A 14,299-nucleotide genomic window follows, 5' to 3' on the forward strand; every position below is an offset into this window, starting at 1 on the left:
ATCAGTTCTGACGGCGCAAGGCGCCAGCTGAATCAGACGCATCAAATGACAACGGCGCCCATGGGCGCCGTTGTTGCGTTTCGAAGTAGCGAATGAATCGATCAGGCGTAAGCGGGACGCGTCTGACCCGCCGTTTCGCCCAGATAGCGATGCACCGACAGGTCGCCCGACTGGATCGCCGGGCGCTTGCCCGAGATCAGGTCGGCGAGCAGTTGGCCCGAGCCGCACGACATCGTCCAGCCGAGCGTGCCGTGCCCCGTGTTCAGGAAGAGGTTCGATACCGGCGTGCGGCCGACGATGGGTGTGCCGTCGGGCGTCATCGGGCGCAGGCCCGTCCAGAACGTCGCCTTCGACGTGTCGCCGCCGCCCGGGAACAGGTCGTTGACGCACATTTCGAGCGTCTCGCGGCGCACCTGCTTCAGCTTCTTGTCGAAGCCGACGATCTCCGCCATTCCTCCGACACGAATCCGGTCGTCGAAACGCGTGATTGCGATCTTGTACGTCTCATCCAGCACGGTCGAGACGGGCGCCGCCTTCGCATTGACGATCGGCGCGGTGATCGAGTAGCCCTTGAGCGGATACACAGGAATCTTGACGATGCCCGACAGGAAGTTCGTCGAATACGAACCGAGTGCGACAACGAAGCTGTCCGCGCGCACGATCTCGCTGCCGCACTTCACGCCAGCGATGCGATCCCCGTCCATCGCGAGCGCGTCGATCGGCGTGTTGTAGCGGAACTTGACGCCCAGTTGCCCAGCGAGCGCCGCGAGGCCCGTCGTGAACAGCTGGCAGTCGCCTGTTTCGTCGCCCGGCAGGCGCAGGCCGCCCGTCAGCTTATGCGACGTCGCGGCGAGCGCCGGCTCGGCGCGCGCGAGGTGGGCCGGCATCAGCAGTTCGTACGCTACGTTTGCTTCTTCGAGCACGGCGATGTCTTTTGCCGCGCCGTCGAGCTGCTGCTGGGTGCGGAACAGTTGCAGCGTGCCGCCCGTGCGGCCTTCATACTGGATACCCGTTTCGGCGCGCAGCGCCTGCAGGCAATCGCGGCTGTACTCGGCGAGGCGCACCATGCGGCCTTTGTTGACGGCATAGCGTGCGGACGTGCAGTTCTGCAGCATCTGCCACATCCATTGATGCTGGAATTGCGTGCCGTCGAGCCGGATCGCGAGCGGCGCGTGTTTCTGGAACATCCACTTGACGGCCTTCAGCGGCACGCCCGGCGCTGCCCACGGCGCGGCGTAGCCCGGCGAGATCTGGCCGGCATTGGCAAAGCTCGTTTCGAGCGCAGGACCCGCTTCGCGATCGATCACGGTAACCTCGTGACCCGCGCGCGCAAGATAATAGGCGCTCGTTACTCCGACGACGCCACTGCCCAAAACGACGACTCGCATAGATGCTCCATAAAGTTCGAAAGGGTCGCGGCGTGCTGGAGAACCTCGTTTTTCGTAATTTTGTTCGATTAACGAGGTGATTTGCCGTATACCTAGTGTTAACGGCTATGATATTGGCGTTGATGTAGGTTTTGTTATCGTATTTTTCCAATTTTCAGTAAAAACCATGCGTACACAACGTCAACCGATTCGGGCGCTCGACAAGCTCGATCACAAGATCCTGAAAATCCTCCAGAACGACGGCCGGATCGCGATGAAAGAACTTGCGGAGCAGGTGGGTCTGTCGGTGACGCCGTGCATCGAGCGCGTCAAGCGCATGGAACGCGACGGCGTCATCACCGGCTACTACGCGCGCGTGAATCCGGCTGAGCTGGGCGCCGCGTTGCTGGTTTTCGTCGAGATCACGCTGGATCACAAGAGCGGCAACATGTTCGACCAGTTCCGGCGCGAAGTGCAGAAAATTCCCGAGGTGCTCGAATGCCATCTGGTGTCCGGCGACTTCGACTATCTGATCAAGGCGCGCATCGGCGAAATGGCCGACTACCGGAAGCTGCTCGGCGACATCCTTCTGCAGCTGCCGGGCGCCGTGCAGTCGAAAAGCTACGTTGTGATGGAGGAAATCAAGGAGACGCTGACGATCGCCGTCGGCGAGTAGGCGATTCGGCGGCCGCGCGTTGCCGAATCGGCGCTGAAAATCGGACTCGACAAAGGCTGTAAACACTGTATATTTGTACAGTATTCTGCATTGCATTTGACGTGTGCCGTGACCGACTACGAGCGAGACATTCCTGAATATCCGATCGCGCCGCCCGCTCCGCGCAAAGGGCGGGGCGCGGTGACGAACGTGCAGGGCCGCTACGAAGTGGACCAGCGCGAGGCGGTAGACGACGGGTGGATCGCGCCGCGGGACGAAGACAGTGGCCGGCCCGCGCTGCGCACGCAGGTCTTCGAAGAGCGCGCCAAAAGCATCCTCACGCATAACCAGTCGCCGGACATTCCGTTCAGCGTGTCGCTGAATCCCTACCGCGGCTGCGAGCATGGCTGCATTTACTGCTTTGCGCGGCCGACGCATAGTTATCTGGGGCTGTCGCCGGGGCTCGATTTCGAAAGCCGGATCTACGCGAAGGTCAACGCGCCCGAATTGCTGGCGCGCGAAATGGCGAAGAAGTCCTATGTGCCGGAGCCGATCGCGCTCGGCGTGAACACCGACGCGTGGCAGCCCATCGAGCGTGACCTGCAATTGACGCGGCGCGTCATCCAGGTGATGAGCGACCATAGCCAGCCGTTTGCGGCGATCACCAAGAATTCGCTGATCGAGCGCGACATAGACTTGCTGGCGCCGATGGCGCAGAAAGGGTTGATGATGGCGGCCATCACGATCACGACGCTGGACGCCGATATCGCCCGCACACTCGAACCGCGCGCTGCGACGCCTTCGCGGCGGCTTCGGACCATCCGCACGCTGAGCGACGCAGGCATCCCGGTGGGTGTCAGCATCGCGCCCGTGATTCCGTTCGTCACGGAGCCGGACATGGAGCGCGTGCTCGAAGCCTGTGCGCAAGCGGGTGCGACGAGTGCCAGTTACATCGTATTGCGTCTGCCTTGGGAAGTCGCGCCGCTCTTCAAAGACTGGCTCACGGCCCATTTCCCCGATCGCGCCGACCGCGTGATGAGCCGCGTGCGCGACATGCGCGGCGGCAAGGATTACGACTCGTCGTTTTCGACGCGCATGAAGGGCGAGGGGACGTGGGCCGATTTGCTCAGGCAGCGCTTTGCGAAGGCGGTGCGGCGTCTTGGCCTGAATGCGCGCAACCACGGCATTCTCGACATGTCGCACTTCAAGCGTGTCGAGCCGCCCAAGCCCGTCGCGCCGGACACGTCGCAGCTAAGTCTTTTCTGATTGCGGCCGTTACTGCGAGATCGCTTTCGCCGCTTCGACCTGAGATTCGAAATACGTCTGGAACGACAACGCGAGCGCAGTCATCAGCAGAAACGCGCCGATCAGCAGCGAAAAGATCACGACGAAGATCACGGCCCAGCCAGAACGGTTGCGTCGCTCGGTATGCGCGTTAAACTGCGCGTCCCATTTGTCATCGGCGCGCAGCCCGTAGACGATCGCCGCGAGAAAAGCCGCCAGCATCGATACGGCGCCTGGGAACGCGAGCACCCATCCCATGATGGCGGCGCGTTCGGTCGCCACGAGCAGCATGAAGCCGGGTATGCCTATGATCGTACCGACCAGGTGCGCCCAGCCCCATACATCGCGCCAACCATACAGATAGAACCGGTGCGCGCCGAGCGTGCCAAAGAAAAACGCGAGCGCAGCGGTGACGGTCTTCGAGCGGAAGCGCGAGTTGTGCGTAGCGACGGTGGCCATGAACGTGAGCGACAGAGTGACAGACGAGATGAGAGGCTGCGGATCGTACGTGCAGCCGACGCGCATTCTACGCTGCCCGCTCCATACGTAGCACTTGTCGGCGTTATGCCGGCCTTACTGACGTCGCGGCCTCACGCCGGACGGGTCATGGCGCGCGATAGGTGACGCGATAGATCGCCCCAGCGTATTCATCGCTGATGAGCAGGGAACCGTCGGGCATCGGCAGCACGTCCGCCGGCCGGCCCCAGACGGATTGATCGGGCAGCAGCCAGCCTTCGACAAAAACCTCCTGCCGCACGTCCGTGCCGTCCGGCTTCGCACTCACGCGGACCACGCGATAACCGACCTTGCTGCTGCGGTTCCACGAGCCGTGCTCGGCGATGAAGATGCTGTTCGCATAGTCGGCTGGAAACATCGATCCTGTATAAAAGCGCATGCCGAGCGACGCGACATGCGCACCGAGTTTCGCGGCGGGCGGCGTGAACTCGCTGCAGGAACGGCCCTTGCCGAACTCGGGGTCGGAAATATCGCCTGCGTGACAAAACGGGTAACCGAAGTCCATGCCGGCGTGCGGGGCGCGGTTCAGTTCGTCGTCGGGGCGGTCGTCGCCGAGCATGTCGCGGCCGTTGTCGGTGAACCACAACTCGTGTGTCACAGGATGCCAGTCGAAGCCGACCGTGTTGCGGATGCCCCGGGCAAAGGTTTCGTGGTGGCTGCCGTCGGGGTTCATCCGGCCGATCATCGCGTAGCGGTCGCGGTCCGTAAGGCAGATGTTGCAGGGCGCGCCCTGCGGCACGTAGAGCTTGCCGTCCGGCCCGAAAGCGATGAATTTCCAGCCGTGCTGGTGTTCGGTCGGCAGGGAATTGTCGATGATGACGGGTTTGGGCGGCGTGCTCAGGTGGCTGTCGATCGCATCGAAACGCAGGATGCGCGAAATCGCCGACACGTACAGCGCGCCGTCGTGCCACGCGACGCCGATCGGCTGTTCGAGTCCTGACGCGATCACGTGGCGGGCGGCCACGCGTGCGTCACGCAGTTCGAGCGCGTAGATCCTGCCTTCGAAGCTCCCCACGTACAGGATGCCTTTGGGCGACAGCGCCATTTCGCGGGCGGACGGTACATCGTCCGACAGCACTTCTATCTTGAAACCGGGCGGCAGCTTGAGCCGCTCCAGGGGCAGCGCCGCGCACGCGCAAGCCGCCCAGAACGATGCGCCGATCACGACCGATCCGAGGAAAGCAAGGGCGCACGCCGGGCGCGCGGCGCCGTGGCGTTTGCGCGACGCTGCCGCGAACGACATCCGATAGAGCGAAAACAGGCGCTTCATGGCTCCCCCGGCAGGTTGTTCAGACGATTTTTGCTGCTGGCCGAGCGAGGGTTTAAGCGTCCGCCACAGCCGGCCGCTCAGTTTATCCCGCTAAGTGTTTGTTGTGGTTTTGGTTTCAGGATATAATCGCGTGTTTCAGTAGTTTCGAACCCCGGTTTTCAAGGATTCTAGTATGGTCATCATCCGCTTGGCTCGTGGCGGCTCGAAGAAGCGCCCGTTCTACAACATCGTCGCAACCGATTCGCGTAACCGTCGTGACGGCCGCTTCATCGAGCGCGTTGGCTTCTACAACCCGGTCGCCACGAAGGGTGAGTCGCTGCGTATCGCTCAAGACCGCCTGACGTACTGGCAAGGCGTTGGCGCGCAACTGTCGCCGACCGTCCAGCGTCTGGTGAAGGAAGCGCAAAAGGCGCAGCCGGCTGCGTAAATGCAGTTTCAAGGTGCATCGTTGGCTCGTGCAACGCTGGTTTTGCGCGAGTCTGGGGTGTACGGGTTTGATGTATGCAGGCTTGAGGTTCGCTGATGTCGGAGCGTGATTCGGGTAGTTCAGGTCGCGCCAGGGCGACGACACAGCCAACAGCGCGAGCGTCATTTGGTGCGTTTGTCCGCAAGCCGGTCGAACGACCTGTGGCGAATGCCGAAAAGGCGCCAGCCGCGCAGGAAATGTGCGCTGAATCGGCGCAAAGCTGGCCCGACGACGCCGTCGAAGTGGGCGCGATCGTCGATGCATACGGTCTCAAAGGTTGGGTGAAGGTGGCCGCGCATGCGGACGCCGGTCAGGGCGGCGACGCCTTGCTCAGCGCCAAACGCTGGTGGCTCGAAAACGGTCGCGAGCGCAAATCGGCGCCCCGCCTGCAGTCAAAGGTTCACGGCGACAGTATCGTTGCACATCTGGCCGGCACCGCCGACCGCGATGCCGCATTTGCGTTGCGCGGTTACCGCGTCTACGTGCGCCGCAGCGACTTCCCCGCGCTCAATGCCGACGAGTATTACTGGGTCGATCTGCTGGGCCTCGATGTCGTCAACGAGGCAGGCGTCGAACTCGGCAAAGTGGCAGGCCTGATCAACAACGGTGCTCAGTCAGTGTTGCGCATCGAATATCCGGCTACCGGGAAAGACGGCCAACCGGTCACGGACGAGCGCTTGATCCCGTTCGTCGGCGTATACGTCAAGACGGTGGATCAGGCGGCGAAGAAGATCGTCGTCGACTGGGAAGCCGATTACTAATACATTCGCTTCACGGAGAGGGTGATGCAGTTCGATATCGTCACGCTCTTTCCCGAAATGTTTCGCGCGCTGACCGACTGGGGCATCACGAGCCGCGCGGCGAAGCAGGAGCGTTATGGGTTGCGTACGTGGAATCCGCGCGATTTCACGACCGACAACTACCGCACGATCGACGATCGTCCCTATGGCGGTGGCCCCGGCATGGTGATGCTGGCCAAACCGCTGGAAGACGCGATCGATGCCGCGAAAGCGGCGCAGGCGGAGCAGGGCATCGGCGGCGCGCGCGTGGTCATGATGTCGCCGCAAGGTGCCCCACTGAATCACGACAAGGTGATGCGCTTCGCCGCAGAGCCCGGTCTGATCCTGCTTTGCGGCCGCTACGAAGCGATCGATCAGCGTTTGATCGACCGGGTCGTCGACGAAGAAGTCAGCCTCGGCGACTTCGTGCTGTCGGGTGGCGAGTTGCCCGCGATGGCGCTGATCGATGCCGTTGTGCGTCATCTGCCGGGCGTGTTGAACGATGCGCAATCGGCGGTGCAGGACAGCTTCGTCGATGGTTTGCTGGATTGCCCGCATTACACGCGTCCGGAGGAATACAGCGGCGTGCGCGTGCCCGATGTGCTGCTCGGCGGCCATCATGCGGAAATCGAGCAGTGGCGGCGGCGCGAAGCGTTGCGCAATACGTTGCTCAAGCGGCCCGATCTGATCGACCAGGCCAGAAAGAACAAGTTGTTGAGCCATGCCGACGAGGCATGGCTTGCAAGTCTCGCCAAGGAAGCGTCGAAGCATTGAGCTTCGCGCGACGAAGCGGGATCAAGGCGGAATCGTCCATGCGTGGCCGGTTCCAGATGTGAACCCATCCTCTGTCGGGGCCGTAGCCGGGCGCGAAGCGCGAGGCAGGTACGAACGCCGACAAGATGGCAATAGGAGTCAGTGATGAATCTGATTGAAAAACTCGAGCAGGAAGAAATCGAGCGCGCGCTCGCAGGCAAGACCATCCCCGTATTCGGTCCGGGCGACACGGTCGTCGTGAGCGTCAACGTGGTTGAAGGTAACCGCAAGCGCGTTCAGGCTTACGAAGGCGTCGTGATCGCGAAGCGTAACCGTGGCCTCAACTCGTCGTTCATCGTCCGCAAGATTTCGTCGGGCGAAGGCGTCGAGCGTACGTTCCAGACGTATTCGCCGCTGCTGGCAAGCATCGTCGTCAAGCGCCGTGGCGACGTGCGTCGTGCAAAGCTGTACTACCTGCGCGAGCGTTCGGGCAAGTCGGCTCGAATCAAAGAGAAGCTGGTGTCGAAAGACCGCGCTGCTCAAGAGTAAAAGCTGTAAGAAAAAGCACCCGTCACGGGTGCTTTTTTATTTGCCAGGTCAAAATAGCAACTTGTCCCTTGAGCGCTCGTTTCGAGACTTCCATTGACCGCGCCTTCACGTCCTGCCCGTCCCGTCTTTGACCCCGAAGCCTTGCCCGTCGAAGCAGCAGATGACGATCTGCCCGCTGTCGTCCCCGCGCGTCTGACGCCGGACGGCCTGCGCGCCCGCTTCGAACAAAATCTCCCGTGGGAGCAGGAAACGCGGGAAGTGCGCTGGCGCGAAACGGGCGATCCGCGCGTCGCGGCGGTGCTGGTGCCGCTTGTCGTACGCGACGGCGGGCTGAGCGTCATGCTGACGCAGCGCACTGCTCATCTGAACGATCACGCGGGGCAGGTCAGCTTTCCTGGCGGCCGCCACGAACCTGGCGACGCCACCACCACCGCAACGGCGCTGCGCGAAGCGCAGGAAGAGGTCGGGCTTGACCCGTCGCGGGTCGAAGTGCTCGGTGCGTTGCCCGAGTATCTGACGGGTACGGGCTTTCGCGTGACGCCCGTGGTCGGTCTCGTGCATCCGCCATTTTCGGTCACCGCCGACACGTTCGAAGTCGCGGAAATCTTCGAAGTGCCGCTGCGCTTTCTGATGGACCCGAAGAACCATGAGGTGCGCGTGCTGAAGTGGGAGGGCGGCGAGCGTCGTTTTTTTGCAATGCCCTATCCGCGAGGTGTCGCGGGCGGCCAATACTTCATCTGGGGCGCAACGGCGGGCATGTTGCGCAATTTCTATCGCTTCCTCGCGGCTTGACACTTCGCCGTCCCGTCGCGCGGGCTGTCCGGCTGTATTGCGTTTGTAATGGCAGCCACTCAGCCTCATCCGGCCCTGTGCTATCGTAATGACCAATCCCGATAGCTCGGCAAAACACATCCGCTCGTCAAGAACTCGAATAGCACGGCGCTTCGCATGACTTTTTTCTCCGTATTGTTGGCCCTCATCCTCGAACAGGTGCGCGCGCTGTCGCCGAACAATCCCGTTTCGGCGCTTCTTCAATACCATGCGGAATCGACTGCGCACGGCTTCGATGCCGGCAAGGAAAAGCACGGCATTGTCGCGTGGCTCGTGGTCGTGCTGCCGTGGACGCTCGTCGTCGGGCTGATCTATTTCGTGCTCTACCAGATTCATTTCGTGCTCGCGTTCCTGTGGAACGTCGCGGTGCTGTACTTCACGCTCGGCTTTCGCCAGTTCAGCCATTACTTCACGGACATCCACCTGTCGCTGAACAACGACGACGTGCCGCGCGCCCGCGAGATCCTCAACGAATGGACGGGCATCGATACCGTCGATATGCCCGTCAGCGAGATCGTCCGCCATACGCTGATTCATGCCGTGGTCGCCTCGCACCGGCATGTGTTCGGCGTGTTCTTCTGGTTCCTGATTCCCGTCGGCCCGGCGGGCGCCGTGCTGTACCGCACGGCTGAATATCTGGCGCGCGCATGGTCGAAGCCCGCCGACGACCGGACTGTTGCGTTCTCCACCTTCGCGCAGCGCGCGTTCTTCGTGATCGACTGGATTCCGGCGCGTTTGACCTCGCTGGGTTTTGCGATCGTCGGCAATTTCGAGGACGCGATCTACGCCTGGCGCAATCACACGCGCCAATGGCCCGATCCAAACGATGGGGTGCTGCTTGCCGCGGGCAGCGGTGCGCTGGGCGCGCGTCTCGCGGGTCCGTTGGCGGAAGTGTCGAGCCTCGATGCGCTGGCGACGGGTGACGGCGGCCCGATGCCCGTCGGCGACGACTGCACGCCGCGCACGCTGCAATCGGCGGTGGGCCTCGTATGGCGGGCCGTCATTCTGTGGATGATCCTGCTTCTGATGCTGACGATCGCCGTCTGGCTCGCCTGAAGCGCGTTGAACCACGCGTTCCGGACGACGCGCGCTCTCAACTGTCCAAAGGATCGCGCGCCGTTCCGCAATTCCAGCATACGGTGAACTGCGCTTCGAGCAGTTCGCCGCAATGCGCGCAGCGCCAGCCGGGCGCACCGGCCGCCGGTCCGTTGCGCGCCGCATCGATCAGCTTTCTTGCCAGCACTTCGTCGCGTTCATCGACGAGCCACAACTCCGGCGCGCACTGATCCGCCGGAATCTCGCCGATCGCGCCGCTCAGATAGCGGTTGTGCAGTTCGCACGCGATGCCCGCCGCCTCCAGCAGATTGACCCAATGCTGCCCGATCACGACGTTGGGTGCCCGTATGAGCTTCATCATGATCGCGCTCAGCGGACGATCTGGCTCGCCTCGTGCACGAGCTGCGCGTAGAGCGCATGCCGTTCCTTTGCGATCCTTCCATCGGTGACGGCGTCGAGAATCGCACAGCCCGGCTCGTGCAGATGATGGCAGTTGTAAAAGCGGCAGTTCGGCAGCAGCGGCCTGAACTCCGGAAACGCGCGCTCGAGCTTGCCTTCTGTCAGATGATGCAGGCCGAATTCCTGAAAGCCCGGCGAGTCGATCAGCGCGCCTTCGCCGCCCGGCAGTGGATAGAGGCGCGTGAACGTGGTCGTATGGCGGCCGCTGTTGAGGGCCGTCGAGATTTCGCGCGTCGCAACCTCGGCGTCGGGGATCAGCAGATTGACGAGCGTAGACTTACCCATGCCCGACTGGCCGAGCAGCAGTGTCGAATGTCCGCGCAGATGTTCTTCGAGCGTCGCGCGCGCGGCATCCGGCTGCGTCTTGATCGACACTTCGAGCACCGTATAGCCGAGCCCGCGATACAGTTCGAGCCGCTTGCGCGCGAGCGGCAGCACGGCCTCGACGTCGATCTTGTTGAGCACGATCAGCGGCTTCAAGTCATTTTCTTCCGCCGCGACGAGCGCACGGCCGAGCAGGTCTTCGCTGAAATGCGGCTCGGTCGCGAGCACGATCAGCAGCTGATCGAGATTGGCCGCGAAAAGCTTCGACTTGTATTGGTCCGAGCGATACAGCAGATTGCGCCGCTCGCCGATCTCGACGATGACGCCCTGATCCGCGGAAGTCGGCTCGTACAGCACCTGGTCGCCGACGGCGATCTCGCTGCGTTTGCCGCGCGGAAAGCATTGCAGCATCATGCCGCCGTCTTCGGGGGCGACGATGTAGTGACGTCCATGCGCTGCGATCACGAGGCCGCGCGCCCGTTCCTGCGCGCGGTCGCCGGCGGCAGCGGCGCGCAGCGCTTTCGGCGAGCGGCCGCTCATGCGTGACGCAGCAGGCGGTCGATCCGCTGCGAAGCGGGCGGATGCGAGTAGTAGAACGCGGTGTAGAGCGGGTCGGGCGTGAGCGTCGACGCGTTGTCCTCATACAGTTTCACCAGCGCATTGACGAGATCCTTCGCGTCCGTCTGCGTCGCGGCGAACGCATCGGCTTCGAACTCGTGCTTGCGCGACGTGAGGCTGCCAAGCGGCGTCACGAAGAACAGGAACACGGGCACGGCGAGGAAGAACAGCACGAGCGCGAGGCCGTCATTGCTGCCCGTCATCGAAGGGCGCACGCCCAGCCCTTCGAAGAACCATACGCGCTGCGCGAGCCAGCCGAGCAGAGCGAGCATTGCGAGGCTGATCGCGAACGTGACGATCATCCGCTTGATGACATGGCGGCGCTTGAAGTGGCCGAGCTCATGCGCGAGCACCGCTTCGATTTCGCCGCCGGAGAGGCGCGAGAGCAGGGTATCGAAGAACACGATGCGCTTGGACGAGCCGAAGCCCGTGAAGTACGCGTTGCCGTGCGCCGAACGGCGGCTGCCGTCCATCACGAACAGCCCCTTCGCTGCAAAGCCGCAGCGCTTCATCAGCGCGTCGATGCGATGCACGAGTGCCTCGTCCTTCAGCGGCTCGAACTTGTTGAACATCGGCGCAATGAAGCTCGGGTAGAGGACCAGCACGAGCATCTGGAACACGACCCAGACGATCCACGTCCACCACCACCAGTACGTGCCCGCCTGGTTCATTAGCCAGAGCACGACGAACAGCAGCGGCAGACCGAACGCCGCGCCGAGCAGTACGCCCTTCACGCGGTCGACGAAAAAGATGCGCTTCGTCATCCGGTTGAAACCGAAGCGCTGTTCGATCACGAACTGCCGGTAATACTCGAAGGGCAGGTCGACCACGCTCGTGATCGCGATGACGGCGGCGACCAGCGCGATCTCTCCGACGTAGCCGCGGCCGACCCAGTCGCCGATGGCCAGATCGAGCGCCTGCACGCCGCCTAGCAGCGTGAGCCCGATCAGCACGGCCGCGCTGACGACGATCTCGATCATCGTCAGCCGCGTGCGCTCGATCGTATAGTCGGCGGCGCGCTGGTGGGCGGTGAGGGCGATCGTGCCGGCGAACTGTTGCGGCACGCTTTCACGGTGCGCCGCAACGAAGCGTATCTGCCGCGACGCGAGCCAGAGCTTCGTGCCGACCATCGCCACCACGGCGATCACGAACAGAACGGTGAAGTACAGAGTAGGCATCCGGGGAATCCGTGGGTTCTATGCGAGAATTATATGTTTGTTCCCGCCTGTGGGCGGGAGCGCGCTATCTTCGGCGTATCGTCGGCCAGTGCGCCTGTTGCGGGTGCGCCGCGGTCGCGTTGCCGCCGTTCACATCTGGGTTGCCTTCAATGACTGACATTATCGAATCCGTCGATCAGCCGCTCGTGCGCAGCGACATGAATCTCGTCTGGCTGGACATGGAAATGACCGGGCTCGATCCCGACAACGACCGCATCATCGAAATCGCCGTCGTCGTGACCAATTCGACGCTCGACAAAGTGGTCGAAGGCCCCGTGCTCGCCATCCATCAGAGCGACGAAACGCTCGACAAGATGGACGACTGGAACAAGAACACGCACGGCCGGTCGGGCCTGATCGACCGCGTGCGGGCTTCGACGGTGACGGAAGCCGAGGCGACAGGGCAGATCCGCGCGTTTCTCGGCCAGCACGTGCCGCCCGGCAAGTCGCCGATGTGCGGCAACTCCATCTGCCAGGACCGCCGTTTCATGGCGCGCTGGATGCCCGAACTCGAGACGTTCTTCCATTACCGCAACCTCGACGTCAGCACGCTGAAGGAACTGTGCCGCCGCTGGCAGCCCACCATCTACAAGGGCTTCCAGAAGCGCGCGATGCACACGGCGCTCGCCGACATTCACGAATCCATCGACGAACTGCGCTACTACCGCGAGCATTTCCTGATCCCCGCAGCCAGTGCGTCCAGTGCGTCCAGTGCGTCCAGTGCGTCCAGTGCGTCCAGTGCGACCGCCGACGCGGCGTCGAGCGACACGTCCGCGAAGTAACGTTCAGCCTTGCCGGGGAGCGCGCACGGCGCTCTTCGGCCGGAACGCCGCCACGACGGCGGCGTTCGTCTCGATGTACGGGCCGCCGATCAGATCGATGCAATACGGGACGGCGGCGAAAATGCCCGGCACCTTCACCTTGCCTGCTTCATCGCGCAGGCCTTCCAGTGTTTCCCTGATCGACTTCGGCTGCCCCGGCAGGTTGATGATCAGCGCGGCGCGTTCGGCCGTCTCGCGGATCACGGCCACTTGGCGCGACAGGATCGCCGTCGGCACGAAGTTCAGGCTGATCTGGCGCATCTGCTCGCCGAAGCCCGGCATTTCCTTCGTCCCGGCCGCAAGCGTTGCCTCGGGCGTCACGTCGCGGCGCGCCGGGCCTGTGCCGCCCGTCGTCAGCACGAGGTCGCAGGCGGCTTCGTCGACGAGTTCCATCAGCGTCTTCGTGATGGTCGGCGCATCGTCCTGGATCAAGCGCGTTTCGGTGCGAAACGGCGACGTGAGCGCGCCGCCGAGCCACTCCTGCAACGACGGAATGCCCTTGTCCTCATAGACGCCCGTGCTGGCGCGGTCGCTGATCGACACAAGGCCGACGATCAGTTCGTCGGGGTGATTACGCGTGAGTATCGTCATCGTGGTCGTCCGAATCGTCCCGATTGTCGTCATCGGCGTCGTCGTCGCTGGCGCCCGCCGCACTCTTGATCCACTGGAACAGCTCGCGGAAGTAGCGCGGCGGCTTGCTTTGCTGCGCTTCCTTGCGCGCATTGCGAATCAGCGTACGGCCTTCCTGCGCATCGGCGGCGGGGTGCCGGCGGATGAATTCCGTCAACGCGGCGTCGTCGGCGAGCAGTTGCTCGCGCGTGCGCTCGACCCAGTGCAGTCGCGCCGTCTCGGCCTTGTTGACGCCCTTGTACGTGTCGAGCGCCTCGCGCAGCGCGGCGGTTTCCTCGTCCGTCAGCCCGCGCATGATGCGGCCGACATATTGCATCTGGCGGCGCTTGCCTTCGTGATCGGTGATGCGGCGCGCTTCGCGCACGGCTTCGTCGAGCGATTCGGGCATCGGCATGCGCTTGAGTGCGTCTTTTGGCAGCGCGACGATCTCTTCGCCCAGCGCCTGCAACGCGTGCATTTCACGCTTCAGTTGCGATTTGCTGGGACGGTCATATCCGTTGTCGTCGGCGACGTCAGCGGATTCGATGGGTTGAATGCGGGTTTTGCGTGTCATGCGCGATATTGTAACGTGCCGGGGCTCGCCGGCTGGACGAGGTGCGGACCGCGCGAGCGCATCGGCGCAAAGCATTTGCGAATGCCAGGTACAGCGTCGCAGAGCTTGCTATGATCGCGGGATACATCGGCGCACGGCAACTGCAACGATG

The 14,299-nt window shown here is 63.1% G+C and carries 17 protein-coding genes; 9 read left to right on the top strand and 8 right to left on the bottom strand.

Features of this window, described 5'->3' with window-relative positions; genetic code table 11:
* Positions 1 to 101: 101 nt before the first annotated feature.
* Positions 102 to 1,388, bottom strand: coding sequence for a D-amino acid dehydrogenase (locus J8I87_RS18655; protein ID WP_209933185.1), 1,287 nt, complete (start codon positions 1,386 to 1,388; stop codon positions 102 to 104).
* Positions 1,389 to 1,554: 166 nt separating this feature from the next.
* On the opposite strand from J8I87_RS18655, the gene J8I87_RS18660 reads away from it, so the two are divergent.
* Both J8I87_RS18660 and J8I87_RS18665 read left to right on the top strand, forming a co-directional pair.
* Complete coding sequence (locus J8I87_RS18660; protein ID WP_209933187.1) at positions 1,555 to 2,043, top strand: Lrp/AsnC ligand binding domain-containing protein; 489 nt, start codon at positions 1,555 to 1,557, stop codon at positions 2,041 to 2,043.
* Between the two features lie 108 nt (positions 2,044 to 2,151).
* A complete protein-coding gene (locus tag J8I87_RS18665) occupies positions 2,152 to 3,288 on the top strand; it encodes a PA0069 family radical SAM protein (RefSeq protein ID WP_209933189.1) in 1,137 nt (378 codons plus the stop codon).
* Between the two features lie 9 nt (positions 3,289 to 3,297).
* On the opposite strand, the gene J8I87_RS18670 is transcribed toward J8I87_RS18665, so the two are convergent.
* Together J8I87_RS18670 and J8I87_RS18675 are read right to left on the bottom strand one after the other, a co-directional pair.
* Entirely contained in the window at positions 3,298 to 3,765 is a 468-nt protein-coding gene (locus J8I87_RS18670; RefSeq protein WP_209933190.1) for an NINE protein, read from the bottom strand.
* 145 nt (positions 3,766 to 3,910) lie between these two features.
* Positions 3,911 to 5,092, bottom strand: coding sequence for a PQQ-dependent sugar dehydrogenase (locus J8I87_RS18675; RefSeq protein ID WP_209933191.1), 1,182 nt, complete (start codon positions 5,090 to 5,092; stop codon positions 3,911 to 3,913).
* Positions 5,093 to 5,264: 172 nt separating this feature from the next.
* Between J8I87_RS18675 and rpsP the strand changes: the two genes are divergently transcribed.
* From rpsP to J8I87_RS18705, 6 genes are all read left to right on the top strand, one after another.
* Positions 5,265 to 5,519 (top strand): 30S ribosomal protein S16, encoded by a 255-nt coding sequence (gene rpsP / locus J8I87_RS18680; RefSeq protein ID WP_006476550.1) that lies wholly within the window; start codon positions 5,265 to 5,267, stop codon positions 5,517 to 5,519.
* Between the two features lie 95 nt (positions 5,520 to 5,614).
* A complete protein-coding gene (gene rimM / locus J8I87_RS18685; protein WP_209933192.1) occupies positions 5,615 to 6,319 on the top strand; it encodes a ribosome maturation factor RimM in 705 nt (234 codons plus the stop codon).
* Between the two features lie 24 nt (positions 6,320 to 6,343).
* Complete coding sequence (trmD, locus tag J8I87_RS18690) at positions 6,344 to 7,111, top strand: tRNA (guanosine(37)-N1)-methyltransferase TrmD (RefSeq protein WP_209933194.1); 768 nt, start codon at positions 6,344 to 6,346, stop codon at positions 7,109 to 7,111.
* 144 nt (positions 7,112 to 7,255) lie between these two features.
* A complete protein-coding gene (gene rplS / locus J8I87_RS18695; RefSeq protein ID WP_209933196.1) occupies positions 7,256 to 7,639 on the top strand; it encodes a 50S ribosomal protein L19 in 384 nt (127 codons plus the stop codon).
* Positions 7,640 to 7,732: 93 nt separating this feature from the next.
* Positions 7,733 to 8,431: a CoA pyrophosphatase gene (locus J8I87_RS18700; protein WP_209933198.1), complete on the top strand. Its 699-nt coding sequence runs from the start codon at positions 7,733 to 7,735 to the stop codon at positions 8,429 to 8,431.
* 156 nt (positions 8,432 to 8,587) lie between these two features.
* The gene (locus J8I87_RS18705; RefSeq protein WP_209933200.1) at positions 8,588 to 9,526 is read left to right on the top strand and encodes a CobD/CbiB family protein; all 939 of its coding nucleotides are present in this window, start codon (positions 8,588 to 8,590) and stop codon (positions 9,524 to 9,526) included.
* A gap of 37 nt (positions 9,527 to 9,563) precedes the next feature.
* On the opposite strand, the gene J8I87_RS18710 is transcribed toward J8I87_RS18705, so the two are convergent.
* The 3 genes from J8I87_RS18710 to J8I87_RS18720 are packed head-to-tail and all read right to left on the bottom strand — an operon-like array spanning position 9,564 to position 12,105.
* On the bottom strand, positions 9,564 to 9,884 hold the full coding sequence (locus tag J8I87_RS18710) for a DUF2007 domain-containing protein (protein ID WP_209933329.1): 321 nt from the start codon (positions 9,882 to 9,884) through the stop codon (positions 9,564 to 9,566).
* 11 nt (positions 9,885 to 9,895) lie between these two features.
* Complete coding sequence (rsgA, locus tag J8I87_RS18715; RefSeq protein WP_209933202.1) at positions 9,896 to 10,849, bottom strand: ribosome small subunit-dependent GTPase A; 954 nt, start codon at positions 10,847 to 10,849, stop codon at positions 9,896 to 9,898.
* Entirely contained in the window at positions 10,846 to 12,105 is a 1,260-nt protein-coding gene (locus tag J8I87_RS18720) for a M48 family metallopeptidase (RefSeq protein WP_209933204.1), read from the bottom strand. Before J8I87_RS18720 ends, rsgA begins: the two co-directional genes overlap by 4 nt.
* 149 nt (positions 12,106 to 12,254) lie before the next feature.
* On the opposite strand from J8I87_RS18720, the gene orn reads away from it, so the two are divergent.
* Positions 12,255 to 12,926: an oligoribonuclease gene (orn, locus tag J8I87_RS18725; RefSeq protein WP_209933206.1), complete on the top strand. Its 672-nt coding sequence runs from the start codon at positions 12,255 to 12,257 to the stop codon at positions 12,924 to 12,926.
* A 3-nt stretch (positions 12,927 to 12,929) separates the two neighbouring features.
* On the opposite strand, the gene mog is transcribed toward orn, so the two are convergent.
* Positions 12,930 to 13,556, bottom strand: coding sequence for a molybdopterin adenylyltransferase (mog, locus tag J8I87_RS18730; RefSeq protein ID WP_209933208.1), 627 nt, complete (start codon positions 13,554 to 13,556; stop codon positions 12,930 to 12,932).
* Complete coding sequence (gene yjgA, locus J8I87_RS18735) at positions 13,537 to 14,148, bottom strand: ribosome biogenesis factor YjgA (RefSeq protein WP_209933211.1); 612 nt, start codon at positions 14,146 to 14,148, stop codon at positions 13,537 to 13,539. Before yjgA ends, mog begins: the two co-directional genes overlap by 20 nt.
* Positions 14,149 to 14,299 lie beyond the last annotated feature (151 nt).

Source organism: Paraburkholderia sp. LEh10 (assembly GCF_017814945.1).
GTDB lineage: Bacteria > Pseudomonadota > Gammaproteobacteria > Burkholderiales > Burkholderiaceae > Paraburkholderia.